This window comes from Burkholderia sp. AU17457, assembly GCF_002223255.1.
GTDB lineage: Bacteria > Pseudomonadota > Gammaproteobacteria > Burkholderiales > Burkholderiaceae > Burkholderia > Burkholderia sola.
This window is the reverse complement of the sequence record NZ_NKFB01000003.1, coordinates 80,336-105,128: the sequence shown is the minus strand read 5'-3', so window position 1 is coordinate 105,128 and position 24,793 is coordinate 80,336. Positions and strand designations below refer to the sequence as shown.

The window sequence follows — 24,793 nt, the reverse complement described above, 5'->3', positions numbered from 1 at the left end:
CGCTGCCTCCTTCAAGCCGGCTCGCCCCACAGACGCAGGCGCGACACGCCGCCGTCCGGGAAGATGTTGAACCGCACGTGCGTGACGGGGCCGAGCGCCGCGAGCTGGTCGAACGTGTGCACGTGGTCCATCTGCAGCTTCTGCTCGCCGAGCAGTTCGGCCCAGAACATCGCCTGCGTGACGAGCGAATCGTCGGTGCCGCCCGTCACGTGCGCGGCCTGCAGCGAGCAGCGGTCGGGGAAATTGCCCTTGAAGAACGCCGTATCGACCTCGACGCGCCGGATGATGCCCGGCCGCGCGAGCGCGACGATCGCCCAGTCGTTGCCGGGCTCGCGGCGGCGCCGCGTTTCCCAGCCGTCGCCCATGTTCGCGCCGCGCCCCGGCATCAGCATCTGCGAGGCCGGGCCGAAGTGCTGGTTGTTCGCCGCCACGAGATAGCCGCCGTTCTCGATCGCCGCGAGATCGATGAGCTCGCCCGCCGGCACGTGACGCCAGTCGCGCTGCGGCTGGCCGTACACGCGCAGCCGCGCCAGCCCGCCGTCCGGATACAGGTTCACGCGCAGGTGCGTGACCGGCCGCGCATCGGCGACGCTCACGTAGTGATGCGAATTACCCTGCAGCGTCGTCGCGGGAACGATCGTGCGCCACTCGGCGTCGTCGGGCGGCGTGTCGCCGTCCACCGCGCAGGCCTCGATCGACGCGGCCGGCGGAAAGTTGCCGGTGAAGTGGCTCGTGTCGAGATCGACGCCATGGATCACGCCCGGCCGCGCGAGGCGCACCACGCAGAAATCGTGGCCGGTCGTGCGCTTGCGGCGCGTTTCCCAGCCGTCCATCCACTTGCCGTGGTCGTCGTACTTGCCGGGAATGAACACGGCCGGCTCGGGATCGAGCATGCGCTCCTTCGGCGCGAAGAATTCGTCGCTGGCGAAGAGCGCCTGCGCGCCGAGGCGCGGGTCGGCGAGGTTCATGTAGCGCCGCGTGAAAGCCGGCGCGTTCGGATCGAGAATGGGGGCTGCCATGTCGTCTCCATCGTTTTGAGGAGCGCCGGCGCATCAGCGCGCCGGTCGCATGAAGTTCGGTCGCGCGGCGCGGCCGGGGAAGCCGCGCCGCCCGGGCGTCGCGCTCAGAGCGCGTGGGCCTGATCGCCTGCGACCGGTGCGGCGCCGCCCGGCGCGTCGGCCACGTAGCGCAGCTCGCGGTTCAGCACGCGCGTCGCGCGGGCGCGGTCGATGTCGTTCTCCCATACCGCGACGACCACCGTCGCGACGCAGTTGCCGATCAGGTTGGTCAGCGCGCGGGCGATGCCGACGAACCAGTCGACCGGCAGGATCAGCACGAGGCCGAGCACCGGAATCGCGGGAATCGCCGACAGCGTCGCCGCGAGAATCACGATCGCCGAGCCGGGAATGCCGTGCGCGCCCTTCGACGTGACGAGCGACACGAGCAGCACGACGATCAGGTCGTGCGTGGACAGCGGCGTGTTGGTGGCCTGCGCGATGAACAGCACGGCGAGCGTCAGGTAGATCGAGAAGCCGTCGAGATTGAACGAATAGCCGGTCGGGATCACGAGGCCGACCGTCGAATCCTTGATGCCCATGTATTCGAGCTTGCTCATCACCTGCGGCAGCACCGCGTCCGACGACGCCGTGCCGAGCACGATCGACAGTTCCTCGCGCAGGTAGCGGATCAGCTTGAACACCGAGAAGCCCGCGAGCCGCATCACCACGCCGAGCACGACCGTGACGAACACGAAGCAGCTCAGGTAGAACACCGCAACCAGGTAGCCGAGTTGCTTGAGCGACGCGACGCCGTACTTGCCGGTCGTGAACGCGATCGCGCCGAGCACGCCGAGCGGCGCGAGCTTGATGATGAAGCCGATGATCCGGAAGAACACGTGCGACAGTTCCTCGATCAGCGAATTGACGCGCTGCGCCTTGTCGCCGAGCAGCGACAGCGCCGAGCCGAACAGCACCGCGAACACGAGGATCTGCAGGATGTCGCCCTTCGCGAACGCGTCGATCGCGGTGTCGGGGATGATCTTCATCAGGTAGCCGGCCGTGTCCTTCAGGCTTTCGGCGTTTTTAGCGTACGTCGACAGCGACGCCGCATCGAGCGAGCGCAGGTCGATGTTCATCCCGACGCCCGGGCGCGTGACCCATGCGAGCACGAGCCCGATGCCGAGCGCGAGCGTCGTCATCACCTCGAAGTAGACGACGGCCTTCAGGCCGACCCGGCCGACCTTCTTCAGGTCGCCCGCATTCGCCATTCCGCTCACCACGACGCAGAACACGATCGGGCCGATGACCATCTTGATCAGCTTCAGGAAGCCGTCGCCGAGCGGGCGCAGCGACTCGGCGAAATGCGGGAAGAACGCGCCGAGCGCGACCCCGAGTATCAGTGCGACGACTACCCGGCCAAACAGCGAATTGAGGAATTTCGACACGGCGCTCTCCCGATCCAACGGTTGCAGTTTCGTCTGTTCATACTGGTAAGACCAGTGATGTTATGGTGGATAGTAGGAAGCCGATATAGTCGCGTCAAGGACGGACAAAATAGGGATTTCCCGCCCCCGCGCACGTGCGGGCGGCGCGTCGAAAAGGGGCGGATCGTGGCTTTCCCGTAGCCGGTCGTACACGGCCTGCGTGCGGATTACAATGCCGGTCAGACCGGCCATCGTTCACACCATGAAAAATGTTCCGCATACCGTGACCGACACCGCCATCGCAACGATCCGCGACCGGATCGAGGCAGGCGTGTACCCGGTCGGCAGCCTGCTGCCGGCCCAGCGCCAGCTCTCCGAGGAGCTGGAGATCAGCCGCGCGTCGCTGCGCGAGGCGCTGTCGACGCTCGAGGCGCTCGGGATGCTGCGCATCCGCGCGGGCAAGGGCGTGTACGTCGAAAGCGCGCAGGCGTCGGCCGCGCATCCGTGGCGATTCGCCGAGCAGTCGTCACCGCCCGACACCTACCAGATGCGCTACGCGCTCGAAGGGTTCGCCGCGCGGATGGCCGCGCACGTCGTCAGCGACGACGACATCGCGTGGTTCGAGGACAACCTCGCCGACCTGCACGTCGCGCTGACCGACAGCGCGCTCGACGAGGCATCGCGGCTCGACTTCGACTTTCACATGCGGATCATCCATCTGGCCGGCAACGCCGCGATCGAGTCGATCCTGCGCAGCAGCGCGGACATCATGAAGGAAAGCCAGCGCATGCCCTTCTACCGGCGCGAGCTGCTGCTGTCGACGTGGCACGAGCACCGCGCGATCGTCGACGCGCTGATCGCGCGCGATGCGGCCGCCGCCGGCACCGCGATCGAAACGCACATCGCGAACGCCGCGCAGCGCGCAGGCGTCTTCTTCCCGACGCCCGGCGCGTAACCCTCCCGCGCCGACGCCCGACGAAAAAGGCACGCGCCGCGCATCGCGGGCGTGCCTTTTTGCCAACGGCGCCGCTGCCGTCGCGACGCTAACGCCGCACCGTCAAGCGGCCTCGTTCGCGAAATCGATCAGCACCTTCATCGCACGCTGGCGGTCGCCCGCCAGTTCGAACGCGAGGTTCGCATCGCGCATCGGGAACACGCGCGTGACGGCCGGCCGCAGGTCGACGCGCCCCGCGTTGATCAGTTGCACCGCCAGCGCGAATTCCGCGTGGAAGCGGAACGAGCCGCAGATCGACAGCTCCTTCGCGACCACGACGTTCTGCGGCAGGCTCACGTCGCCGCCGAGCCCGAGCTGCACGACGACACCGCGCGGCCGCATCACGTCCAGCCCGTCGCGCAGCGCGCGCGCATTGCCAGAACACTCGATCATCACGTCGAACGTGCCCTTGCCGGCGCTGTAGCGTTCGACCCAGCCGCTATCGGCCGCCGCGTTGATCGCCCGGTCCGCGCCGAGCGCGCGCGCCACGTCCAGCGGCGCGTCGACGACGTCGGTCGCGACGATCTCCGCCGCACCGTGCACGCGCGCCGCCGCAACCGCCAGCACGCCGATCGGCCCGCAACCCGACACGAGCACGCGCTTGCCGATCAGCGGGCCCGCGCGCGACACCGCGTGCAGCCCGACCGCGAACGGCTCGGCCAGCGCCGCGAGCGACAGCGGCACGTGGTCGGCGACCTTCACGCATTGCACCGCGTCGCACACGAGCGCGTTACGGAACGCGCCCTGCACGTGCGGCATCCGCATCGCGCTGCCGTAGAAGCGCATGTCGAGACACTGGTTCGGCAGCTCTTCCAGACAGTAGCGGCATGCGCCGCACGGCCGGCTCGGATTGACCGCGACGCGGTCGCCGACCTGCACCGACGTCACGTCCGGCGCCACTTCCGCGACCGTGCCGGCTACCTCGTGGCCGAGCACCATCGGCTGCTGCAGCCGGATCGCGCCGAAGCCGCCATGCCGGAAGTAATGGAGGTCAGAACCGCAGATGCCGCCCATCGCGACGTCGACGCGCACCTGGCCCGGGCCAATCTCGCCCGCGTCCTGCTCCTCGACCCGCAGGTCGTTCGGCCCGTGGATCACGACACACATGCAACGCATACGCACGACATTCTCCTTGTCAGACGGCGCTCGTCAGCCCGCCATCGACGAACAGCGTCTGGCCGTTCACGAAATCGGATGCGGCCGACGCGAGAAAGATCGCCGCGCCGCACAGCTCGTCGACCTGCCCCCAGCGGCCGGCCGGCGTGCGCTTGCACAGCCAGTCCGAAAACGCCGCGTCGTCGACCAGCGCGCGATTCAGTTCGGTTTCGAAATAACCGGGCGCGAGCCCGTTCGCCTGGATACCGTGGCGCGCCCAGTCCGCGCACATCCCTTTGGTCAGCATCCGCACCGCGCCCTTGGTCGCCGCGTACGGCGCGATCGTCGGCCGCGCGAGCTCGCTCTGCACCGAGCAGATGTTGATGATCTTGCCGCGGCCGCGCGCGATCATGTGCCGCGCGACGGCCTGCGCGACGTTGAACACGCCGTCGAGGTTCACGCGCATCAGCGCATGCCAGTCGTCCGGGTCGAATGCGTCGAGCGGCGCGCGGCGCTGGATGCCCGCGTTGTTCACCAGGATGTCGATCGCGCCGACGCGCGCCTCGAAATCGTCGACCGCCGCGCGTACCTGCGCGTGCTCGGCCACGTCGAACACCGCGTGGTCGGCCGCGAAGCCTTCGTCGCGGAACTGGCGCGCGAGCGTCGCGGCCTTCTCTTCATTGCGATCGTTGATGACGATTGCCGCGCCGGCTTCCGCGAGCCCGCGGGCGAGCGTCAGCCCGATCCCGCGGCCGGAACCGGTAATCAGCGCGCGGCGGCCGTCGAGGCGGAACCGGTCAAGCGCGTGGGTCATGGATGTCTCCTCGTGCCAGTCGAGCCGGCTGCCCGTCGCGGCCGGTCTCGCGTTGACGGTATCTTCGGCCGCCGGCCCGGTCCACGCCAATGGTCTTTTTTGATCCGGTTATCATGAAAATTGATTACCGTCTTCGTTGATGCCCCCGCCCATGGAACTCAAGCAATTGCGCGCCTTCGTCACGCTCGCGGAAGAGCTGCATTTCGGGCGCGCCGCGCAGCGCCTGTGCATCGTGCAGCCCGCGCTGAGCATGCAGATCAAGGCGCTCGAGGCGGAACTCGGCGCGCGCCTGTTCGAGCGCGACCGGCACAAGGTCGAGCTGAGCGACACCGGGCGCGTGTTCCTGCCCGAAGCGCGGGCGACGCTGCAGCAAGCTGCGCGCGCGGAACAGGTGGCGCGGCTGTCGAGCCGCGGCGAAATCGGTACGCTGCGGATCGCGTTCGTGTCGTCGGTCTTGCCGGCGCTGCTGCCGGCGGTGCTGCGCACGATGCGCGAGCGCTATCCGCTGATCGCGCTCGAACTGAAGGACATGCCGACGCCCGACCAGATCGCCGCGCTGCACGACCGGCGGATCGACTTCGGGATGGTCCGGCTGCCGGCCGCGTATCCGGGTATCGACACGCGCGTGGTGCTCGAGGAAGGGTTCGTCGTCGCACTGCCGCTCGAGCATCCGCTCGCCGCGCGCGACACGATCGCGCCGGCCGACCTGCGCGGCCACCCCACGTTCGTGCTCGCGCGCCGCTACGCGCCGGGCTTTCACGACGACATGCTGCTCGCGCTGAGCCGCGCAGGCACGACGCTCGAGATCGCGCAGGAGTTCGGCGAGTTCACGACGATGCTCGCGCTCGTCGCGGCGGGAATGGGGATCGGGCTGATCCCGGCGCAGGCGGCGAGCGCGCTGCCGCCGAACGTGCTCGCGCGGCCGCTCGATCTGGCCGGTCACCGCAGCGGCATCGGGCTCGCGTGGACCGATCTCGACAGCCCGCTGAAGCGGGCTTTCGTCGATGCGATCGAGCACGTGACGGCGAACGCCGGGCAATAAAAAACCCGGCCGGGAAACCCCGGGCCGGGTTCGTTCGCCACGCCGGCCGCCTTCCGGCGGCCGCGCGACGTGCACGATTACTTCGCGTTCGCGAATGCGATTGCCGTATCGAGCATGCGGTTCGAGAAGCCCCACTCGTTGTCGTACCAGCTCGACACCTTCACGAGGCGGCCCGACACCTTGGTCAGCGTCGCGTCGAACGTCGACGAAGCCGGGTTGTGGTTGAAGTCGATCGACACCAGCGGCGCGTCGTTGTAGCCGAGGATGCCCTTCAGCGCGCCTTCCGATGCTTCCTTCATGATCGCGTTGACTTCCTCGACCGTCGTGTCGCGCTTCGCGATGAACGACAGGTCGACGATCGACACGTTGATCGTCGGGACGCGGATCGCGTAGCCGTCGAGCTTGCCGTTCAGTTCCGGCAGCACGAGGCCGACGGCCGATGCGGCACCCGTCTTCGTCGGGATCTGGCTGTGCGTGGCCGAACGCGCGCGGCGCAGGTCTTCGTGATAGACGTCCGTCAGCACCTGGTCGTTCGTGTACGCGTGGATCGTCGTCATCAGGCCGGTTTCGAGGCCGATCTTGTCGTTCAGCGGCTTGACGAGCGGCGCGAGGCAGTTCGTCGTGCACGATGCGTTCGAGATGACCGTGTGCTCGGCCTTCAGCACGTCGTGGTTCACGCCGTAGACGATCGTCGCGTCGACGTCCTTGCCGCCCGGCGCCGAGATGATCACCTTCTTCGCGCCGCCCTTCAGGTGCGCGCTCGCCTTTTCCTTCGTCGTGAAGAAGCCCGTGCACTCCATCACGACGTCGACGCCCAGCTCGCCCCACGGCAGTTCGGCCGGGTTGCGGTTCGCCAGCACGCGGATCTTGTCGCCGTTCACGACGAGGTAGTCGCCGTCGACCGACACTTCGCCCGGGAACTTGCCGTGCGCGGTGTCGTACTGGGTCAGGTGCGCGTTGGTCTTCGCATCGCCCAGGTCGTTGATCGCGACGATCTCGAGATCGTGCTTCTTGCCGTTTTCATAGAACGCGCGCAGCGTGTTGCGGCCGATACGGCCGTAGCCGTTGATTGCGACGCGAATCGTCATGGTTATCTCCTGATGGCTGAAAAAATTCGTTTCGTGCAGCTTCACGGGGCGACGCGCGCAACGGGTGGCGCGCGCCGCACATGCTTTTAGGCCAGCACGGCCTTGGCCGTCTCGACGACGTGTTCGACGGTGAAGCCGAAGTACTTGAACAGCACGCCGGCCGGCGCCGATTCGCCGAACGTGTCGATCCCGACGACGCCGCCTTCGAGGCCGACGTACTTGTGCCAGAAGCTCGTCACGCCCGCTTCGATCGCGACGCGGCGCACGCCGTGCGGCAGCACGCGTTCGCGGTATTCGGCGTCCTGGCGGTCGAACACGTTGGTCGACGGCATCGACACGACGCGCGCCGCGATGCCCTGCTGCGCGAGCGGCTCGACGGCCTTCATCGCGAGTTCGACTTCCGAGCCCGTCGCGATCAGGATGATCTTGCGCGCGACGATCTCTTCATCCCAGTCCTTCAGCACGTAACCGCCCTTCTCGATGTTGGCGATCTGCGCATCGGTACGCGGGTTGAACGCGAGGTTCTGGCGGCTGAAGATCAGGCTCGACGGGCGGTCGGCGGCGACCGCGTGGGTCCACGCGACGGCCGTCTCGACCGTGTCCGCCGGACGCCAGACGTCGTGGTTCGGGATCAGGCGCAGGCTCGACACGTGCTCGATCGACTGGTGCGTCGGGCCGTCTTCGCCGAGGCCGATCGAATCGTGCGTGAACACGAAGATCGACGGCACCTTCATCAGCGCGGCCACGCGCAGCGCGTTGCGGCTGTAGTCGGAGAACGTCAGGAACGTGCCGCCGAACGGCTTGTGGCCGCCGTGCAGCGCGAGGCCGTTGATCGCGGCGCTCATGCCGAATTCGCGCACGCCGTAGTTGATGTGGTTGCCGAGCAGCACGCCCGCGCCTTCCGGATTCGCGCGCACCGCCTTCGACGCCTTCCAGTTGGTCAGGTTCGAGCCGGTCAGGTCGGCCGAGCCGCCGAGCAGCTCGGGCAGCGCGGCGGCGAGCCCTTCGATCGCCTGCTGCGACGCCTTGCGGGTCGCGACCGTCTCGGCGCGCTCGTTCGCGCCGGCGATGATAGCGGCAGCCTTCTCGGCCCAGTCGGCCGGCAGCTTGTTGGCCATCCGGCGCTCGAATTCGGCGGCTTCTGCCGGGAACTTCGCGCGATAGGCGGCGAACGTCGCGTCCCATTCGGACTCCGCGCGCTTGCCGGCTTCCTTCGCGTCCCATGCCGCATAGACTTCCTGCGGAATCACGAACGGCTCCCAGGTCCAGCCGAGCGCCGCGCGCGTCTTCGCGATTTCTTCCGCGCCGAGCGCCGCGCCGTGCACGTCGTGGCCGCCGGCCTTCGTGGCCGCGCCCTTGCCGATCACCGTCTTGCAGCAGATCAGCGTCGGCTTGTCCGACAGCTTCGCCTTCGCGATGGCTGCGTCGACCGCGTCGACGTCGTGGCCGTTCACGTTCGGGATCACGTTCCAGCCGTACGCTTCGAAGCGCTTCGGCGTGTCGTCGTGGAACCAGTTCACGACGTCGCCGTCGATCGAGATGCCGTTGTCGTCGTACAGCGCGATCAGCTTGTTCAGCTTCAGCGTGCCCGCGAGCGAGCAGGCTTCGTGCGAGATGCCTTCCATCAGGCAGCCGTCGCCGAGGAACACGTACGTGTGGTGATCGACGATCTTCGCGCCGTCACGGTTGAACTCGTCGGCCATCAGCGCTTCGCCGAGCGCCATGCCGACCGCGTTCGCGAGACCCTGGCCGAGCGGGCCGGTGGTCGTCTCGACGCCCGGCGTGATCCCGTATTCCGGGTGGCCCGGCGTCTTCGAGTGCAGCTGGCGGAAGTTCTTCAGCTCTTCGATCGGCAGGTCGTAGCCGGTCAGGTGCAGCAGCGAGTACAGCAGCATCGAGCCATGACCGTTCGACAGCACGAAACGGTCGCGGTCGGCCCAGTGCGGGTTCGTCGGGTTGTGCTTCAGATGGCGCGACCACAGCGCGACGCCGATTTCGGCCATGCCCATCGGCATGCCGGGGTGGCCGGAGTTCGCTTGCTGGACGGCGTCCATCGCGAGCGCACGGATCGCGTTGGCCATCAGGGTGGTGGAGGCGGGAGACGAAGTCGTCATGTCGAGTCCGGAGAACGAGTCGAGGAAACGGGGGCACGGCGGCATCCGGAAGCTCGAGCGTCAATCGTTCCCGGCGCGCGGTGCGGCGCCTGACGGACGCGAAGCGGACGGAGCCAACGGACGGGGCTGCAAAGCTCGTCATTTTAACAGATGGGCCGACATTTCCCTTGTCGGCGCATAGTGTTCCGGCACGGTTTTCCGTCGAACCGCCCGCCTCCTATAATTCAGGCGTCGGAACTCCCTGCCCCAGCGGCCCGCCCGTGAGCACCACCCTTCTCTTTCACCCGACGCCCGACGCCACCTACGGCTTCCCGAATGCGCGGCGGCTCGCGCACGTCGCATCCGCGCACCAGCAGATCGAGGTCTGGGAAACGCCGCAGCTCGGCCGGCTGTTCACGCTGGACGGCCGGCCGATGACGTCGGTCGGCGACGAGTTCGTCTATCACGAGTGCATGACGCACCCGGCCGCGCTCGCGCATCCGTGCCCGAGGAAGGCGCTCGTGCTCGGCGGCGGCGACGGCGGCGCCGCCCGCCAGTTGCTCAAGCACGCGTGCATCGAGCGGATCGTGATCGCCGAACTCGACGACGAGGTGGTCGGGATGGCGCGCCGCTATCTCGACGACGTGCACCAGGGCGCGCTCGACGACCCGCGCGTCGAGGTCGTGATCGGCGACGCCGCGCATTTCGTCGAATCGACGGTCGAACATTTCGATCTCGTCGTGTTCGACCTCACGCCGCCCGATTCGCCGGCGGCCGGCCTCTATACGCGTGCGTTCTACGCGCGGCTCAAGCGGATCCTCACGCGCTGCGGCGCGATCTCGATGCATCTCGGCTCGCCGGTGTTCCATGCCGCGCGCATCGCCGCGCTGCTCGACGACCTGCGCGCGAGCTTCGCGGTCGTCGATCTGCTGTCCGCGCACGTGCCGCTGTACGGCTCGCAGTGGCTGATGGCGATCGCGAGCGACACGCTCGATGCGGCCGCGCTGTTCGCGCACGACGTCGACGACCGGCTCGCGGCCCGCCGCGTCGGGGGCTTGCGCTATTACGATGCGCGGCTGCATGCGTCCCTCTTTACCCTGCCGCGCGCGCTGCGCGATACACTGGGCGTTCGCCGCTGAACATCCGGACGGCCGCAACGTTCCATTGTTCCAGCATGAGACCGGCGCAGGCGCCGACGCGCCGACACCGTGCAACAGGAGATTTTCATGACCGATCCACGTCCGGCCAACGTGCCTTGGTTGACGCCCTACCTGGCCGTACGCAACGCGCGCGCGGCCATCGAGTTCTTCAAGGCCGCATTCGGCTTCACCGTACGCGACGTGCACGACGAGGACGGCGCGATCATGCACGTCGAGATGGCCTATCGCGGCCAGCTGATCGTGATGTTCGCGCCCGAAGGCGCGTTCGGTTCGCCCGCGCTCACGCCGAAGCGCGCGAACGCCACCGCGCCGCAATCGTTCTATCTGTATGTCGACGACGTCGACGCCACCTGGCAGCGCGCGCTCGATGCGGGCGCGAAATCGCTGAGCGCGCCGCAGGACCAGTTCTGGGGCGACCGGTTCGCGCAGATCGAGGATCTCGACGGCTACCGCTGGGCGCTCGGGTGCCGTCTCGACGCATGACCGAAACCGCCACACGCATGAATGAAGCCACCACCACCGCGGCCGTGCCGCGCTTTTTCGTCGACGCCGCGCTGCGCGCCGACGCCACGCTCGCCTTGCCGGCCGACGTCGCGCGCCACGTGCAGGTGCTGCGCCTGCAGCCGGGCGACGTGCTCGCGTTGTTCGACGGCACGGGCGGCCAGTACCGCGCACGACTCGTCGAGCTCGACAAGCGCAGCGCGCTCGCGCAGATCGATACGTTCGAGCCCGTCGAGGCCGAGCCGCCCTATCGCGTGACGCTCGCGCAGGGGATCGCCGGCGGCGACAAGATGGACTGGGTGATCGAGAAGGCCGTCGAGCTCGGCGTCGCGGCGGTCGTACCGCTGTCGACCGCGCGCGGGGTCGTGAAGCTGTCCGGCGAACGGGCGGACAAGCGCGTCGCGCACTGGCGCGGCGTCGTGCGCGCGTCGTGCGAGCAATGCGGACGCAACCGCGTGCCCGACGTCGTGCCGGTCGCCGGGTTCAACGCGTGGCTCGATGCGCTGCCGGCCGCGCCGGCCGACGGCGAACTGCGGCTGCTGCTGTCCCCGCGCGCGAGCATCCCGTTCGCGTCGCTGCCCGACGCGCCGCCCGCGGCGGCCGTCACGCTGCTGATCGGGCCCGAAGGCGGGCTGTCGCCCGACGAGGAAAATGCGGCCCGCGCACGCGGGTTCACCGCGCTGTCGCTCGGGCCGCGTGTGCTGCGCACCGAGACGGCCGGCGCGGCCGTGCTCGCGGCGCTGGCGGCGCGCTGGGGCGGGTGGTAAAGCGCGTCAGCGCGTCGCGCCATGCAGCCGAGCGCGAATCGCACACGCAAAAAAGCCCGCTCGAAGCGGGCTTGTTGCCGAATCACCGAAGCGGCCGCGCGGGCCGACCGTGCGCTTACGCGAACGAGTAGAACACGCGGAACGCGACCTTGCGCTCGGCCCAGAATTCGGCCGCCTCGCGGAACACGTCGAGCAGCGTTTCGCGCCCTTCCTTGTCGAATTTCTGCGCGATCGGCAGCCCTTCCAGGACGATCACGAAGCCGGGCTGCGCGCCGGCCTTCGCGACCAGGTCGGTGAGGCAGTCGTACAGCGCGTCGTAGTTCTTCCCGAAATGCTTCGGAAACAGGAACGAGGTCGCGATCGTTTCCATGACTTCCTGCTTCGACTGCGCGGCGCCGCAATACGCATACAGGAAATGCTGGCCGAGCCGACCGGCTTCGTCGGCGAGATCCTGCACGCGGAACGCGCGGATCGACTGCACGAGATTGGGTCGCACGGTCGTGAAAAGGCTCATAGGCTCCTCGTTCGATGAAAGCCCGGGCTCGGCTTCCTGTTGCTCCGGCGTGCCGCCGGCCTGCGCCGCCGCGTGCAGCTGAATCACACGCTGAAACAGATTGCCGTCGCCGGCCGCGAACAGTTCCGCCGCCGCCGTATCGTGCGCGTAGATGGAGTCGCTCATGCCATTCGTCCCGAAGTCATTCAACAATACGTTTAAAACTGTTGTAGTGGTCGCCCGTGTAATAACAGTTGTCGATCCGGCGCAACGGCCCGCCACAGACGATCCGGCGCGCGCCGCGATTGCGCGCACGCGGCGTCGGCACCGTGTACTCATGGTAGTAGCCGCGCTTCGCCTTCGGCAGGATCCGCTCGCGATTGCCGAACACCACGCCGTCTTTCTCGTACGGATAGGGGCCGCCGGCGCCGATCAGGCCCAGCGTGGTCACGGCCTCGCGCGGAAGACGGGCGGTCGGGATCGTATCGAGCCCGCTCGCGGCCACGTCGGCCGGAACGGCCTCCCGTGCGTAAGCGGCGGAAACCAGACTGCCCGTCGGCGTGCCGACGATACCCATCGCGAACATCGCGAAGACGGACGCGAGCGCGCCGTTGCGGAGCCACTTGCGTGCCATGAACCAGGGTTCCCGCTGTTAAATCAAGTAGTTGACGACCAACAAAGGCGTTAGCGTAGCGTTATTGGCCGCGCGAATCAATGTCCGTTTGGGAATCGAAAGCCCCGCGACACCCGTTATTCCGTATTTCTTACCGAAATTACACTACATTTATCTTACATGAGATAAAATGTGGGCGGCATCGCTCGTATGGCAAGACCCTGCCTCCTTGCCGCACTCTATTACCCGGGGTGGAGCGATGCTGCTGTTGCTTATGGGAAGCGCGGTTGCGCCCTGCCCGCGGCGTGCCCATTGCGGGCACGCCTCTTTTTGCCTTTGTTTACATTTCGCCCGACCCACGGCGCCGGGGCGACCGGCACCGCGAGGTTGTTTCGGCTCAGCGCGCGGCGTTGACGTCGGCGACCAGCAGCGCCGCCATGTTGACGATGCGACGAACGGTCGCCGATTCGGTCAGCACGTGCACCGGCTCCGCGGCGCCCAACAGGATCGGCCCGATCGCGATGTTGTTGCCCGCGGCCGTCTTCAGCAGGTTGTATGCGATGTTCGCGGCGTCGATGTTCGGCAGGATCAGCAGGTTCGCGTCGCCTTCGAGCGTCGATTCCGGCAGGATTTCCTTGCGCAACGCCGCATCGAGCGCGACGTCGCCGTGCATTTCGCCGTCCACCTTCAGCTCCGGCGCGGTTTCCTGCAGGATCGCGAGCGTATCGCGCATCTTCTTCGCCGAAGGGGCATTGCTCGTGCCGAAATTCGAATGCGACAGCAGCGCGACCTTCGGTTCGATGCCGAAGCGGCGCACTTCTTCCGCGGCCATGATCGTGATCTCGGCCAGCTCCTCCGGGGTCGGATCGACGTTCACGTGCGTATCGACGAGGAAGATCTGGCGGCCCGGCAGCACGAGGCCGTTCATCGCCGCGTACACGCTGCAGCCCGGACGCTTGCCGATCACCTGGTCGATGAAGTGCAGGTGGCGGTGCGTGGTGCTGATCGTGCCGCAGATCATCCCGTCCGCTTCGCCCTTCTTCACCAGCATCGAGCCGATCAGCGTCGTGCGGCGACGCATTTCGACGCGCGCGAGCTGCTCGCTGATGCCCTTGCGCGCCATCATCTTGTGGTACGTCTGCCAGAAGTCGCGGTAGCGCTCGTCGTGCTCAGTGTTGACGACCGTGAAATCGGTGCCGGGCGTGAGGCGCAGGCCGTAGCGCTGGATACGATGCTCGATCACCGACGGGCGGCCGATCAGGATCGGCTTCGCGAGTTTTTCGTCGACGATGATCTGAACGGCGCGCAACACGCGCTCTTCTTCGCCTTCCGCGAACACGACGCGCTTCTTCTCTTCCGGCGCGGCGCGCGCGATCTGGAAGATCGGCTTCATCGTCGTGCCGCTGTGATACACGAACTGCTGCAGATGGACGCGGTACGCCTCCATGTCCTCGATCGGGCGCGTCGCGACGCCGCCGTCCATCGCGGCCTGCGCGACGGCCGGCGCGATCTTCACGATCAGGCGCGGATCGAACGGCTTCGGAATCAGGTATTCGGGCCCGAACGACAGATCCTGGATACCGTACGCGGTCGCGACGATGTCGCTCTGCTCGTGCTGCGCGAGTTCGGCGATCGCATTGACGGCCGCGATCTCCATTTCACGCGTGATCGTCGTCGCGCCGACGTCGAGCGCGCCGCGGAAGATGAACGGGAAACACAGGACGTTATTGACCTGATTCGGGTAGTCGGTGCGGCCGGTCGCCAGCACCGCGTCCGGGCGCACTTCGAGCGCGAGTTCCGGCAGGATTTCCGGCGTCGGGTTCGCGAGCGCGAGGATCAGCGGGCGCTCGGCCATGCCCTTCACCATCTCCTGCTTCAGCACGCCCGCGGCCGACAGGCCGAGGAAGATGTCCGCGCCGTCGATCACTTCGGCCAGCGTGCGGGCGTCGGTTTCGCGCGCGAAACGCTCCTTGTCCGGATCCATCAGCTCGGTGCGGCCCTTGTAGACCACGCCGGCCAGGTCGGTCACCGTGATGTTCTCGAGCGGCAGGCCGATGTCGACCAGCAGGTCGAGACACGCGAGCGCGGCCGCGCCCGCGCCGGACGCCACGAGCTTGACCTTCTTGATGTCCTTGCCGACGACCTTCAGGCCGTTCGTGACGGCCGCGGCCACGACGATCGCGGTGCCGTGCTGGTCGTCGTGGAACACCGGGATCTTCATCCGCTTGCGCGCTTCGCGCTCGACGATGAAGCAGTCCGGCGCCTTGATGTCTTCGAGGTTGATCCCGCCGAAGGTGGGCTCCAGCGCGGCGATCACGTCGACGAGCTTGTGCGGGTCCGACTCGTTCAGCTCGATGTCGAACACGTCGATGCCCGCGAACTTCTTGAACAGCACGGCCTTGCCTTCCATCACCGGCTTCGACGCGAGCGGGCCGATGTTGCCGAGACCGAGCACCGCCGTGCCGTTCGTCACGACGCCGACCAGGTTGCTACGCGCGGTGAAGCGCGCCGCGTTCAGCGGATTCTCGACGATCTCCTCGCACGCGAACGCCACGCCCGGCGAATACGCGAGCGCGAGGTCGCGCTGGTTGATCATCTGCTTGGTCGGGGCGATCGCGATTTTGCCGGGGGTCGGAAATTCGTGATAGTCGAGCGCGGCTTCGCGGAGCTTGGCTTTGGAGGAGGCTTGGGTGGACATGTGTCTCTTGACGGGCGGATTAGAATAACTGTTCGACGGCATTGTAGCGCCAATCATTAGCCGCCAGACCGGCGATTCGGGTGCGACGGCCGCGACAAAAATGGTCTGGATGGTGCAGAAGCGCCGCCGCCCGCCTCGTACAATGCCGTTCCTTCAATCGTTTCGGATCGCCCGCCGTGCCAGCCGCCCTCTCCGAGTTCTCGCTGATCGAACGCTTCTTCACGCGCCGCGCCGCGCAGGGCGCCCGCGCGTCGACGCTCGGCATCGGCGACGATTGCGCGCTGATCGCGCCCCGATCCGGGAAATTGCTGGCCATTTCGACGGACATGCTGGTGGAGGGCCGCCACTTCTTCCCGGATGTCGCGCCGGACGCGCTCGGCCACAAGACGCTCGCGGTCAATCTGTCGGACCTCGCCGCGATGGGCGCCGCGCCGCGCGCCTTCACGCTCGCATGCGCGCTGCCGCGCGCCGACGCGGCGTGGCTCGAGGCGTTCAGCAACGGCCTGTTCGCGCTGGCCGAGCGATACGGCTGCGAACTGATCGGCGGCGACACGACGAGCGGGCCGCTGAACCTGTGCGTGACCGTGTTCGGCGAAGTCGCGCCCGACGCGGCGCTGCGGCGCGATGCCGCGCGCGAAGGCGACGACGTGTGGGTGTCCGGCACGCTCGGCGATGCGCGCGCGGGGCTCGGCGTCGCTCGCGGCGAATGGACGGCCGGCGTGGATGAGGCCGCCGCATTCCGGCGCGCGCTCGAGCGTCCGGAGCCGCGCGTCGCGCTGGGGCTCGCGCTCGCGGGCGTCGCGCACGCGGCGCTCGATCTCTCCGACGGCCTCGCCGGCGATCTCCAGCACATCCTGACGCGCTCGAACGTGCGCGCCGAGATCGACGCCGACGCGGTGCCGCGCTCGGCCGCGGTCGCGACGCTGCCGGCCGACGTGCAGCGCCGCTGCACGCTGGCCGGCGGCGACGACTACGAACTGTGCTTCACGGCGCCGGTGGCGGCCCGCGCGGCGGTCGAAGCGGCGGGCGCCACGGCCGGCGTGCCGGTCACGCGAATCGGTACAATACACGCGTTGTCCGCGCCGTCGGCGCAACCCGCCATCGCGTGGCGCGACGCCGCCGGCGCGCCCCTCGCTCTCACGTTGCACGGTTTCGACCACTTCCATGCAGACTGATCCGACGCCCGCGCACGCCGCGGCCGAGCCCGGCGCCGCGCCGCCCGCGCCGACCCGCACGACGGCCCGCTTCATGCTGTCGCACCCTGCGCATATCGTGTCGCTCGGCTTCGGCAGCGGGCTCGCGCCGATCATGCCCGGCACGTTCGGCTCGCTGTTCGGCTGGCTCACGTTCGTCGTGCTCAATCGCTACCTGACGGTGCCCGAATGGTGGGCGCTGATCGCCGTCGGCTTCGTGGCGGGCACCTGGATCACCGGTTTCACCGCGAAGAAGGCCGGCGTGTCCGATCCGGGCGCCGTCGTCTGGGACGAGATCGTCGCGATCTGGCTCGTGATGCTGTTCGTCACGCCCGCGACCTTCGTCGGCCAGCTGTGGGCGTTCGTCGCGTTCCGCTTCTTCGACATGCTGAAGCCGCCGCCGATCCGCTACTTCGACCGCCGCCTGAAAGGCGGGCTCGGCATCATGGTCGACGACCTCGTCGCCGCGTTCATGACGCTGCTGGTGATCGCGCTGTGGCGCTCGGTCGCCGGCTGACCGATTTCCCGACTTCCGTTCCCCGACGCGCATGCCAACCGATTCCGTCGTCCATCAGCTTGCGATCCGCGCAGGCAACAAGCTGCGTGACGAGCACCTGACGCTCGCCACCGCCGAATCCTGCACCGGCGGCATGATCGCCGCGGCGATCACCGACATTTCCGGCAGCAGCCAGTGGTTCGAGCGCGGCTTCGTCACGTACTCGAACCAGGCCAAGATCGAGATGATCGGCGTGCCGTCCGACCTGATCGACAAGCACGGCGCGGTCAGCGAACCCGTCGCGCGCGCGATGGCCGAAGGCGCGCTGCGCAACAGCCGCGCGCAGGTCGCGCTGTCCGTCACCGGCATCGCGGGCCCGGGCGGCGGCAGCGAGAAGAAGCCGGTCGGCACCGTGTCGTTCGGCTGGAGCAACCGGCTGCATACCGACGTCGAAACGCTGGTGTTCAAGGGCGACCGCGAACAGATCCGCACGCAGGCGGCCGCGCATGCGCTGCGCGGGCTGCTGAAGCTGCTCGACGAACGCGAACGCTGATCGGGCCGGGCGCGCGTGCCGCGCCCTTCCTGCTCGCTTACTGAATCGCGTCGGGCTTCACGACGATCCAGTTCTTGTCCGCCGTCACCGGCAGCCCGAGCGCCTTCTGCTTCGCGGCCGATTCGTCCGACCACGCGCGGATCTGCGTCATCTGCTTGTCCTTCTTGTTGACCCACACGCGCACGCCGCCGCGCGCGACGTCGGTCGCGTTCAGCAGCATGTAGCCGTCGGACGTCGGCGTGTCGCCCGCGACGAGCACCGGCTTCTTCCACTGGTCGATCCAGCCGACGATCGAACCGAGCTTGCCCTCGTACCACGTCATCGGGTTCATCAGGAACGGCGTGATCACGAGATTGCGGTTCGCGGCCTCGTCGTACTTGCCGGCCTTGATCTGCAGCCGCGACGTCGTCAGCGCGCCGGTCGCCGGGTTGCGCAGCAGCGTCGTCACGCCGATCACGTTCTGCGGCTTCACGTTGTAGCCGTACTTCGGGTCGGCCAGCACGAGCCGCGCGAGTTCCTCGTGCGCGGCCGTCATCACGTAGACGTCGATGCCGTTCTCGCGCAGCGCGTTGTACAGCTCCTGCATTCCGCGAAAGAAGCGCGGCGGGTTCACCGTGCCGTCGACGACCTTGTCGCCCTGCCAGTAGCGGATCGGGATCGGCTTGCCGTCGGCGAGCATCGCGTCGATGTGGCGCTTCAGGTCGGCGAGCGACTGCCCGGCGAACGCCTGCGCGATCCACGGATAGCAGACCAGATCGTCGATCTCGCACAGCCGGTAGTAGTAGCTCGTCAGCGATTCCTTGTAGTCGGCGGAATCCTTGAACGGGATCAGCTTCAGCGACGGGTCGAGCGAATCGCGCGTCAGCACGCCGCGGTTCTCGAGATACGGCAGCAGCGCTTCCTCGAGGTCGTAGCGGTAGGTCGTGTTGTCGGCGTCGAACACCGCGTAGTCGCCGCGGTTCGCGTGCGCGGCGATCATCGCGTTCAGCGCCTTCGCGCTGTCGGCGGGCCAGTGCGACAGGTCGGCCGCATGGGCGAACGTCATGCACAGCGACGCGGCGAACGCGCTCAGAAGACGGCGGGACAGCTTGGGCATGGCGTCGCTCCTTTTCTTGACATTTTTGTGACGAATCGATGACAAACGGCAGCATGGCGCGACTAAATTGCGCACGTGCGGTACGGAAGCGACGGGAAATTGTTCGCGTGCGCCAGAACGGCGACCACGCGACAAAGGCGCGCGGCCCGCGGACGCGGGCGCGGCGATCGAAGGCCGCCCGGGGTGGGCGGCCCGTATTTCAGCGATGCGCGTTGATCGTGTCGCGCGTCTTCTGCGCGGCGAGCGCCGCGGCTTCGGCGAAATCCTCGCCTTTGCTCGCGTACAGGATCGCGCGCGACGAGTTGATCATCATCCCCGTGCCGTCGGCCGTGCGGCCCGCGTTGACGGTCGCCTGCACGTCGCCGCCCTGTGCGCCGATGCCCGGGATCAAGAGCGGCATGTCGCCGACGATCCCGCGCACGATCTCGATTTCCTTCGGGAACGTCGCGCCGACCACGAGGCCGAGCTGGCCGTTCTTCGCATTCCACTTGTTCGCCGCGAGATCGGCGACGACCTGGTACAGCGGCCGCCCGTTCGTATCGAGGAACTGCAGGTCCGAGCCGCCCGGGTTCGACGTGCGGCACAGCACGATCACGCCCTTGCCTTCATGCTCGAAGTACGGCTCGACCGAGTCGTAGCCCATGTACGGGTTCACCGTGACGGCGTCCGCGCGATAGCGCTCGAACGCTTCGCGCGCGTACTGCTCGGCCGTGCTGCCGATGTCGCCGCGCTTCGCGTCGAGGATCACGGGCAGCCCCGGATGCTGGAGATGGATATGCGCGATCAGCCGCTCGAGCTGGTCTTCCGCGCGATGCGCGGCGAAGTACGCGATCTGCGGCTTGAACGCGCTCGCGTACGGCGCGGTCGCGTCGACGATCTGCCTGCAGAATTCGAAGATCGCGTCGGGCTGGCCGTCGAACTGCACGGGAAAGCGCGACGGCTCGGGATCGAGGCCGACGCACAGCAGCGAATTCGTGCGCTGCCACGCGGCGCGCAGCGATTCAATGAAAGTAAGCGGGGAAGACATGGCGGGTACTCGCGGCAAACCGTTGGTAGACCGCGTATTTTACCCGTGTCGCCGGCGTCCCCCGCGCGTCGCGGCATTGCTGCGCGCATCGGTGCGCCCGACGGTAAACGCGAAACGCCGCGTGAGCCGCTCGCCGGGCGCGAGCAGCGTCATTCCGTGCGCGGTCGCGCCGCCCGGCAGGTTCACCGCATTGATCGGATGATCGACCGGCTCGAAGCAGAAGAAATCCTCGCCCGGCGGCGTATAGAGCACGTACGCGTCGGCGTCGGCCGCGACGGTCAGCGACAGCCGGCGGCGCGGCCAGCTCACCGTCGCGTGGCCGCCCCAGCCGGTGAACGCGTGATTGACGAGCGCGGCCGGCAGCGGATACGCGACCCCGAACTGCCAGGCCGGCGGCACGCTGACGTGCCGCACCGGCAGGAAATCGGCGCCCGACAGCCACAGCCCGCCCGCCGCCGCGGCCAGCTCCGTCACCGCATCGCGCACGAGGAACGGATGCACGCCGAGCCCGAACGGCAGCCGCGCGCGGCCCGCGTTCTCGATCGTCAGCGCGATCGACAGCGTCGCGTCGTCGAGTTCGAACGACTGGATCGCGCGGAACGCGTACGGCGCGCCGGCGGCGCGGTCGAGCGACAGTTGCAGCGACGTGTCGGTCGCCTCGTCCACCTGCCACGGCGCGAGCCAGCCGTCGCCGTGGATCGGCAGCGGCTCGTCGCGGCGGTTGCGCGGCACCGCGACCTTGCGCCCGTCGCATTCGAAGCGTCCGTCGCCGATCCGGTTCGAGTACGGCAGCAGCGGATAGCACGCGAGCTCGTTCGGGTCCGTCGCCGTCTCCGGGTGTTCGCAACGGCGGAACACCGGCATCAGCACGCCGTTGTCGCCGCGCCAGTCGAAGCGCGCGATGCCGCCGCCGAGGTGCGGCAGCACGTCGAGCCGCAGCGACGCGTTCGACAGCGTGACGACCGCCGCGGGCGCGGCGCCGACGCCCTGCGCGAACACGGCCGTCTGCGGGCCGGGGCTGACCGGCTGGGCGGCGGCCGCCAGGCGCGCGCGGCGCGACTGGCTGGCGGACGACGATGCGCGCGAGGACGTGGCGGTCATGGTGAGCTCCTTTCCTTCGTCGAAGAAACGATGCAGGTCGTGCGAGCGGTCAGGCCCAGCCGCCGTCGACGATCACGTCCTGCGCGGTGATCATCCGGCTGTCGTCGGCCGCGAGAAACAGCGCCATCCGCGCGAGGTCGGCGGGCAGCAGTTCGGCGTCGATGCACTGGCCGGCCTTGATCGCCGCGCGGCCCGCGTCGTCGAGCCACAGCCGGCGCTGCTTGTCGGTCATCACCCAGCCGGGCACCAGCGAATTCACGCGGATGCCGAACGGGCCGAGATCGCGCGCGAGGCCGCGCGTCAGGCCCTGCACGGCCGCCTTCGCCATCACGTAGACGGGATAGCCGCCGTTCTTCAGCATCCAGCTGATCGACCCGAGATTGATGATCGCGCCGCCGCCCTGGCGCTTCATGTCGTCGATCACCGCCTGCGCGGCGAAGAACTGGTGGCGCAGGTTCACCGCGATGCCCGCGTCGAACGACGCGGGCGTCACGTCGCCGATCGCATGGCGTGCGTCGTTCGCCGCGTTGTTCACGAGCACCGCGATCGCGCCGATGCGCGCGCGGATCGCGTCGATCGCGCCGCGCAGCGCGTCGACGTCGGTCAGGTCGCAGGACAGGAACAGCGGCGCATGACGCACGTGCGCGAGGCGTTCGGCCAGCGCGGCGCCGGCCGCCGCGTCGAGGTCGACGAACGCGACGCGCGCGCCCTGTTCGGCGAAGTGCTCGACGAACGACGCGCCGATGCCGGTCGCGCCGCCCGTGATCAGCACCGCGCGATCCTCGAGGCTCGGGTAGCGCGCGAAGCGCGCGTCGCTCGCCGCCGTGTGCGTGCCCTGCACTGATGTGTCGATGGTCATGCGGATCGTCTCCGTGGATTCGTCAGTCGCGTACGCCGCGATTCTTCAGCTGGTCGAGCAACACGGCCGCGAGCAGGATCGCGCCGCGCACCAGGTACTGGTAGAACGCGTCGATGTTCAGCAGGTTCATCACGTTCTCGACGGTGCCCATGATCAGCACGCCGATCACGACGCCCGAGATGGTCGCGCGGCCGCCCATCAGCGACACGCCGCCGAGCACGCACGCGGAGATCACGTTCAGCTCGAAGCCCTGCGCGGCGTTCGGCTGGCCCGACGTGATGCGCGACGCGAGGATCACACCCGCGAGCGCGGTCACCGCGCCCTGGATCAGGAAAATGTATACGCGCGTGCGTTCGACGTTGATCCCCGCGAGCCGCGATGCTTCCGGGTTGCCGCCGATCGCGAGCGTGTTGCGGCCATAGACGGTCTGGTTCAGCAGCACGCCGAACCCGATGAAGCACAGCAGCGTGACCCAGATCGGCAGCGACACGCCGAACATCGACAGTCCGCCGAGCGCGATGAACGTATCCGACGACACGCCGACCGCCTGCCCCTTCGACACGATGAAGCCGAGCCCGCGCACGATTTCCATCGTCGCGAGCGTGGTGATCAGCGCGTTGATCCGCAGGTACGCGATCACCGCGCCGTTCACGAAGCCGATCGCGGCGCCGGCCGCGACCGCGGCGACGATCGCGACGAACGTGTTGTCGGTCGCGTTCAGCACCATCGCGCACAGCACGCCCGAGAACGCGACGGTCGAGCCGATCGACAGGTCGAAGTCGCGCGACGCGAGACAGAACATCATCGTGCACGCGACCATGCCGATCTGCGAGATCGACAGCGCGAGGCCGAGCATGTTGTCGATCGAGAAGAAGTGATCGACGGTCAGCGACATCGTGATGAACATCACCGCGAAGATCGCGATCAGGCTGTATTCGGTCAGATGCTGCCACCACTTCTGGCGGTCGCTCTGCTGTGGCACCAGCGCGTCGGCCGACGGCTTCACGGCGGCGCTGGCAAGGTTTTCGTTGGCTTGCATGATGTGTCTCCTGCTCCTGCATCGCGCGGCCCGCGCCGCGCGTGTTCGATTCGAATGTCCCGGGCTTGTCCGGACGTAGCCGGCCGCGTCAGGCCGCCTCGACCGCGCTCGTCTGCGGCAGCGCGAGGTTCAGCACCGCGTGCTCGTTCGCCTCGGCGCGCGGCAGCTCGCCGGCGATCCGGCCTTCGCGCATCACGACGATGCGGTCGGACACGCCGAGCACTTCCGGCAGTTCCGACGACACCATCACGATCGCGCAGCCGCGCTCCGCGAGCCGGTAGATCACGTCGTAGATCTCGTGCTTCGCGCCGACGTCGATCCCGCGCGTCGGCTCGTCGAGGATCACGACCTTCAGGTCGGGCTCCGCGAGCCAGCGCGACAGGATCGCCTTCTGCTGGTTGCCGCCCGACAGGAAGCGGATCTTCTGCCGCCGGTTCGGCGTCTTGATCTTCAGCCGCTGGATGAAGCGATCGGCCGTTTCGCTTTCGGTCTTGCCGTTGATGAAGAGCCCCGCGCGCAGCGAATGGCGGCGGCAGCTGATGTTGATGTTCTCCGCGACCGACGCGATCGCGATGATCCCTTCTTCCTTGCGGTCCTCGGGGCACAGCACGATGCCGTGACGGATCGCGTCGCCGGTGCGCTTCACGTCGATGCGCTTGCCGTCGAGCGTCAGCACGCCCCCGCGCCGGCGGTCCGCGCCGTACACGAGCCGCATCAGCTCGCTGCGGCCCGCGCCGACGAGCCCGAAGAAGCCGACGATCTCGCCCGCGCGCACCGAGAAGCTGGCGGGTTCGCGCAATGCCGGGCCGTCGACGCCTTCGGCGGAGAACCGCACGTCGCCGAGCGCGCGCGGCGCGTAATGGTAGATGTCCGCGATCTCGCGCCCGACCATTTCGGCGACGAGCCGCTCGCGCGGCACGTCGGCCAGCGCTTCGTGCGACGCGATCTTGCGCCCGTCGCGAAAGATCGTGCATGCATCGCACAGCCGGTAGATCTCGTCCATCCGGTGCGAGATGTAGATCAGCGCGCGGCCTTGCGCGCGCAGATCGTCGACCAGCTTGAACAGCACTTCCGTCTCGCGATGCGACAGCGAACTCGTCGGTTCGTCGAGCGCGATCACGCGCGCATTGCGCATCAGCGCCTTGCAGATCTCGACCATCTGCCGCTGCGCGATCGACAGCCGCCCGAGCCGCGCGTCGGGATCGAGGTCCACGCCCATCTCGGCGAGCCGCTCGCGCACGTAACGCTTCGCCTCGCGCTTCCTGACCCACCCGAACGCATTCGGCAGGCGGCCGAGCAACAGGTTCTCCGCGACCGTCAGGTCGGGCACGTACTGCAACTCCTGGTGAATCACCGCGATGCCGGCCGCGATCGACGCGGCCGCATTCGCGAACTGCACGGGCTGGCCGTCGACCAGCACGCTGCCCGCATCGGGCTGGTATTCGCCGCCGAGAATCTTCAACAGCGTCGACTTGCCCGCGCCGTTCTCGCCCATCAGGCCATGCACCTCGCCTGCATGCACGTCGAACGAAATGCCGTCGAGTGCGCGCACGCCGGGAAATACCTTGCCGATATTGTCAAAACGCAGTGCCGCTGACACGTCGTCTCCCCACTTCCAGATCCATCGACCGCCGGCCGCCGCGTCGCGC

The 24,793-nt window shown here is 68.1% G+C and carries 23 protein-coding genes; 8 read left to right on the top strand and 15 right to left on the bottom strand.

The window, feature by feature from the left end; all coding sequences use genetic code 11:
• Positions 1 to 11 precede the first annotated feature (11 nt).
• Positions 12 to 1,019, bottom strand: a complete 1,008-nt coding sequence (gene alc / locus CFB49_RS02825; RefSeq protein WP_089490661.1) for an allantoicase — start codon at positions 1,017 to 1,019, stop codon at positions 12 to 14.
• A gap of 104 nt (positions 1,020 to 1,123) precedes the next feature.
• Positions 1,124 to 2,443 carry a C4-dicarboxylate transporter DctA gene (locus CFB49_RS02820; protein WP_069616842.1) on the bottom strand — a complete coding sequence of 440 codons (1,320 nt, stop codon included), beginning with the start codon at positions 2,441 to 2,443 and terminating at the stop codon, positions 1,124 to 1,126.
• Between the two features lie 211 nt (positions 2,444 to 2,654).
• On the opposite strand from CFB49_RS02820, the gene CFB49_RS02815 reads away from it, so the two are divergent.
• Positions 2,655 to 3,377 carry a FadR/GntR family transcriptional regulator gene (locus CFB49_RS02815; RefSeq protein ID WP_179234852.1) on the top strand — a complete coding sequence of 241 codons (723 nt, stop codon included), beginning with the start codon at positions 2,655 to 2,657 and terminating at the stop codon, positions 3,375 to 3,377.
• A 102-nt stretch (positions 3,378 to 3,479) separates the two neighbouring features.
• Here the strand turns inward: CFB49_RS02815 and CFB49_RS02810 are convergent, their stop codons facing one another.
• Positions 3,480 to 4,538: an L-idonate 5-dehydrogenase gene (locus tag CFB49_RS02810; RefSeq protein ID WP_089490660.1), complete on the bottom strand. Its 1,059-nt coding sequence runs from the start codon at positions 4,536 to 4,538 to the stop codon at positions 3,480 to 3,482.
• A 13-nt stretch (positions 4,539 to 4,551) separates the two neighbouring features.
• Positions 4,552 to 5,325: an SDR family NAD(P)-dependent oxidoreductase gene (locus CFB49_RS02805; RefSeq protein WP_069616843.1), complete on the bottom strand. Its 774-nt coding sequence runs from the start codon at positions 5,323 to 5,325 to the stop codon at positions 4,552 to 4,554.
• A 151-nt stretch (positions 5,326 to 5,476) separates the two neighbouring features.
• Between CFB49_RS02805 and CFB49_RS02800 the strand changes: the two genes are divergently transcribed.
• Positions 5,477 to 6,367: a LysR family transcriptional regulator gene (locus CFB49_RS02800; protein ID WP_089490659.1), complete on the top strand. Its 891-nt coding sequence runs from the start codon at positions 5,477 to 5,479 to the stop codon at positions 6,365 to 6,367.
• 77 nt (positions 6,368 to 6,444) lie between these two features.
• Here CFB49_RS02800 and gap read toward each other — a convergent pair whose 3' ends face one another.
• On the bottom strand, positions 6,445 to 7,455 hold the full coding sequence (gap, locus tag CFB49_RS02795; protein WP_006476940.1) for a type I glyceraldehyde-3-phosphate dehydrogenase: 1,011 nt from the start codon (positions 7,453 to 7,455) through the stop codon (positions 6,445 to 6,447).
• Positions 7,456 to 7,541: 86 nt separating this feature from the next.
• Positions 7,542 to 9,614, bottom strand: a complete 2,073-nt coding sequence (gene tkt / locus CFB49_RS02790) for a transketolase (protein ID WP_069616774.1) — start codon at positions 9,612 to 9,614, stop codon at positions 7,542 to 7,544.
• A gap of 215 nt (positions 9,615 to 9,829) precedes the next feature.
• Here tkt and speE point away from each other — a divergent pair, with 215 nt between their 5' ends.
• From speE to CFB49_RS02775, 3 genes are all read left to right on the top strand, one after another.
• Positions 9,830 to 10,687: a polyamine aminopropyltransferase gene (gene speE, locus CFB49_RS02785; RefSeq protein ID WP_069616775.1), complete on the top strand. Its 858-nt coding sequence runs from the start codon at positions 9,830 to 9,832 to the stop codon at positions 10,685 to 10,687.
• Between the two features lie 87 nt (positions 10,688 to 10,774).
• Positions 10,775 to 11,191: a VOC family protein gene (locus CFB49_RS02780; protein WP_069616776.1), complete on the top strand. Its 417-nt coding sequence runs from the start codon at positions 10,775 to 10,777 to the stop codon at positions 11,189 to 11,191.
• Between the two features lie 17 nt (positions 11,192 to 11,208).
• Positions 11,209 to 11,976 (top strand): 16S rRNA (uracil(1498)-N(3))-methyltransferase, encoded by a 768-nt coding sequence (locus CFB49_RS02775; RefSeq protein ID WP_089491403.1) that lies wholly within the window; start codon positions 11,209 to 11,211, stop codon positions 11,974 to 11,976.
• Between the two features lie 115 nt (positions 11,977 to 12,091).
• Here the strand turns inward: CFB49_RS02775 and CFB49_RS02770 are convergent, their stop codons facing one another.
• From CFB49_RS02770 to CFB49_RS02760, 3 genes are all read right to left on the bottom strand, one after another.
• Positions 12,092 to 12,655 (bottom strand): barstar family protein, encoded by a 564-nt coding sequence (locus CFB49_RS02770; RefSeq protein ID WP_006476945.1) that lies wholly within the window; start codon positions 12,653 to 12,655, stop codon positions 12,092 to 12,094.
• Between the two features lie 16 nt (positions 12,656 to 12,671).
• The gene (locus tag CFB49_RS02765) at positions 12,672 to 13,103 is read right to left on the bottom strand and encodes a ribonuclease domain-containing protein (RefSeq protein WP_031398890.1); all 432 of its coding nucleotides are present in this window, start codon (positions 13,101 to 13,103) and stop codon (positions 12,672 to 12,674) included.
• A gap of 376 nt (positions 13,104 to 13,479) precedes the next feature.
• Positions 13,480 to 15,822 (bottom strand): NADP-dependent malic enzyme, encoded by a 2,343-nt coding sequence (locus tag CFB49_RS02760; RefSeq protein WP_282983324.1) that lies wholly within the window; start codon positions 15,820 to 15,822, stop codon positions 13,480 to 13,482.
• Between the two features lie 134 nt (positions 15,823 to 15,956).
• Between CFB49_RS02760 and thiL the strand changes: the two genes are divergently transcribed.
• The 3 genes from thiL to CFB49_RS02740 are packed head-to-tail and all read left to right on the top strand — an operon-like array spanning position 15,957 to position 18,022.
• Positions 15,957 to 16,955: a thiamine-phosphate kinase gene (thiL, locus tag CFB49_RS02750; protein WP_089490658.1), complete on the top strand. Its 999-nt coding sequence runs from the start codon at positions 15,957 to 15,959 to the stop codon at positions 16,953 to 16,955.
• Positions 16,945 to 17,490: a phosphatidylglycerophosphatase A family protein gene (locus CFB49_RS02745; RefSeq protein ID WP_089434528.1), complete on the top strand. Its 546-nt coding sequence runs from the start codon at positions 16,945 to 16,947 to the stop codon at positions 17,488 to 17,490. The genes thiL and CFB49_RS02745 overlap by 11 nt, the downstream gene beginning before the upstream one ends.
• A gap of 31 nt (positions 17,491 to 17,521) precedes the next feature.
• Positions 17,522 to 18,022 (top strand): CinA family protein, encoded by a 501-nt coding sequence (locus CFB49_RS02740; protein WP_069616781.1) that lies wholly within the window; start codon positions 17,522 to 17,524, stop codon positions 18,020 to 18,022.
• A 37-nt stretch (positions 18,023 to 18,059) separates the two neighbouring features.
• Here the strand turns inward: CFB49_RS02740 and CFB49_RS02735 are convergent, their stop codons facing one another.
• The 6 genes from CFB49_RS02735 to araG all read right to left on the bottom strand — a co-directional run bounded on the left by CFB49_RS02735 (position 18,060) and on the right by araG (position 24,744).
• A complete protein-coding gene (locus CFB49_RS02735) occupies positions 18,060 to 19,118 on the bottom strand; it encodes a phosphorylcholine phosphatase (RefSeq protein WP_089434527.1) in 1,059 nt (352 codons plus the stop codon).
• 199 nt (positions 19,119 to 19,317) lie between these two features.
• Entirely contained in the window at positions 19,318 to 20,145 is an 828-nt protein-coding gene (gene pyrF, locus CFB49_RS02730) for an orotidine-5'-phosphate decarboxylase (protein ID WP_006483119.1), read from the bottom strand.
• A 39-nt stretch (positions 20,146 to 20,184) separates the two neighbouring features.
• Positions 20,185 to 21,246 carry an aldose 1-epimerase gene (locus CFB49_RS02725; protein ID WP_069616783.1) on the bottom strand — a complete coding sequence of 354 codons (1,062 nt, stop codon included), beginning with the start codon at positions 21,244 to 21,246 and terminating at the stop codon, positions 20,185 to 20,187.
• Positions 21,247 to 21,295: 49 nt separating this feature from the next.
• Positions 21,296 to 22,105, bottom strand: coding sequence for an SDR family NAD(P)-dependent oxidoreductase (locus tag CFB49_RS02720; protein ID WP_089490657.1), 810 nt, complete (start codon positions 22,103 to 22,105; stop codon positions 21,296 to 21,298).
• 22 nt (positions 22,106 to 22,127) lie between these two features.
• Positions 22,128 to 23,144, bottom strand: coding sequence for an L-arabinose ABC transporter permease AraH (gene araH / locus CFB49_RS02715; protein ID WP_089434525.1), 1,017 nt, complete (start codon positions 23,142 to 23,144; stop codon positions 22,128 to 22,130).
• A gap of 88 nt (positions 23,145 to 23,232) precedes the next feature.
• Positions 23,233 to 24,744 carry an L-arabinose ABC transporter ATP-binding protein AraG gene (gene araG / locus CFB49_RS02710; protein WP_089490656.1) on the bottom strand — a complete coding sequence of 504 codons (1,512 nt, stop codon included), beginning with the start codon at positions 24,742 to 24,744 and terminating at the stop codon, positions 23,233 to 23,235.
• Positions 24,745 to 24,793: the final 49 nt, after the last annotated feature.

Bases quoted from the DNA above. Each gene is read 5' to 3' on its own strand.
- alc (WP_089490661.1), bottom strand. From the start codon at position 1,019: ATGGCAGCCCCCATTCTCGATCCGAACGCGCCGGCTTTCACGCGGCGC.
- CFB49_RS02815 (WP_179234852.1), top strand. From the start codon at position 2,655: ATGCCGGTCAGACCGGCCATCGTTCACACCATGAAAAATGTTCCGCAT.
- CFB49_RS02805 (WP_069616843.1), bottom strand. From the start codon at position 5,325: ATGACCCACGCGCTTGACCGGTTCCGCCTCGACGGCCGCCGCGCGCTG.
- CFB49_RS02800 (WP_089490659.1), top strand. From the start codon at position 5,477: ATGGAACTCAAGCAATTGCGCGCCTTCGTCACGCTCGCGGAAGAGCTG.
- gap (WP_006476940.1), bottom strand. From the start codon at position 7,455: ATGACGATTCGCGTCGCAATCAACGGCTACGGCCGTATCGGCCGCAAC.
- tkt (WP_069616774.1), bottom strand. From the start codon at position 9,614: ATGCCGCCGTGCCCCCGTTTCCTCGACTCGTTCTCCGGACTCGACATG.
- CFB49_RS02780 (WP_069616776.1), top strand. From the start codon at position 10,775: ATGACCGATCCACGTCCGGCCAACGTGCCTTGGTTGACGCCCTACCTG.
- CFB49_RS02775 (WP_089491403.1), top strand. From the start codon at position 11,209: ATGAATGAAGCCACCACCACCGCGGCCGTGCCGCGCTTTTTCGTCGAC.
- CFB49_RS02770 (WP_006476945.1), bottom strand. From the start codon at position 12,655: ATGAGCGACTCCATCTACGCGCACGATACGGCGGCGGCGGAACTGTTC.
- CFB49_RS02765 (WP_031398890.1), bottom strand. From the start codon at position 13,103: ATGGCACGCAAGTGGCTCCGCAACGGCGCGCTCGCGTCCGTCTTCGCG.
- CFB49_RS02760 (WP_282983324.1), bottom strand. From the start codon at position 15,822: ATGCCGTCGAACAGTTATTCTAATCCGCCCGTCAAGAGACACATGTCC.
- CFB49_RS02745 (WP_089434528.1), top strand. From the start codon at position 16,945: ATGCAGACTGATCCGACGCCCGCGCACGCCGCGGCCGAGCCCGGCGCC.
- CFB49_RS02740 (WP_069616781.1), top strand. From the start codon at position 17,522: ATGCCAACCGATTCCGTCGTCCATCAGCTTGCGATCCGCGCAGGCAAC.
- CFB49_RS02735 (WP_089434527.1), bottom strand. From the start codon at position 19,118: ATGCCCAAGCTGTCCCGCCGTCTTCTGAGCGCGTTCGCCGCGTCGCTG.
- pyrF (WP_006483119.1), bottom strand. From the start codon at position 20,145: ATGTCTTCCCCGCTTACTTTCATTGAATCGCTGCGCGCCGCGTGGCAG.
- CFB49_RS02725 (WP_069616783.1), bottom strand. From the start codon at position 21,246: ATGACCGCCACGTCCTCGCGCGCATCGTCGTCCGCCAGCCAGTCGCGC.
- CFB49_RS02720 (WP_089490657.1), bottom strand. From the start codon at position 22,105: ATGACCATCGACACATCAGTGCAGGGCACGCACACGGCGGCGAGCGAC.
- araH (WP_089434525.1), bottom strand. From the start codon at position 23,144: ATGCAAGCCAACGAAAACCTTGCCAGCGCCGCCGTGAAGCCGTCGGCC.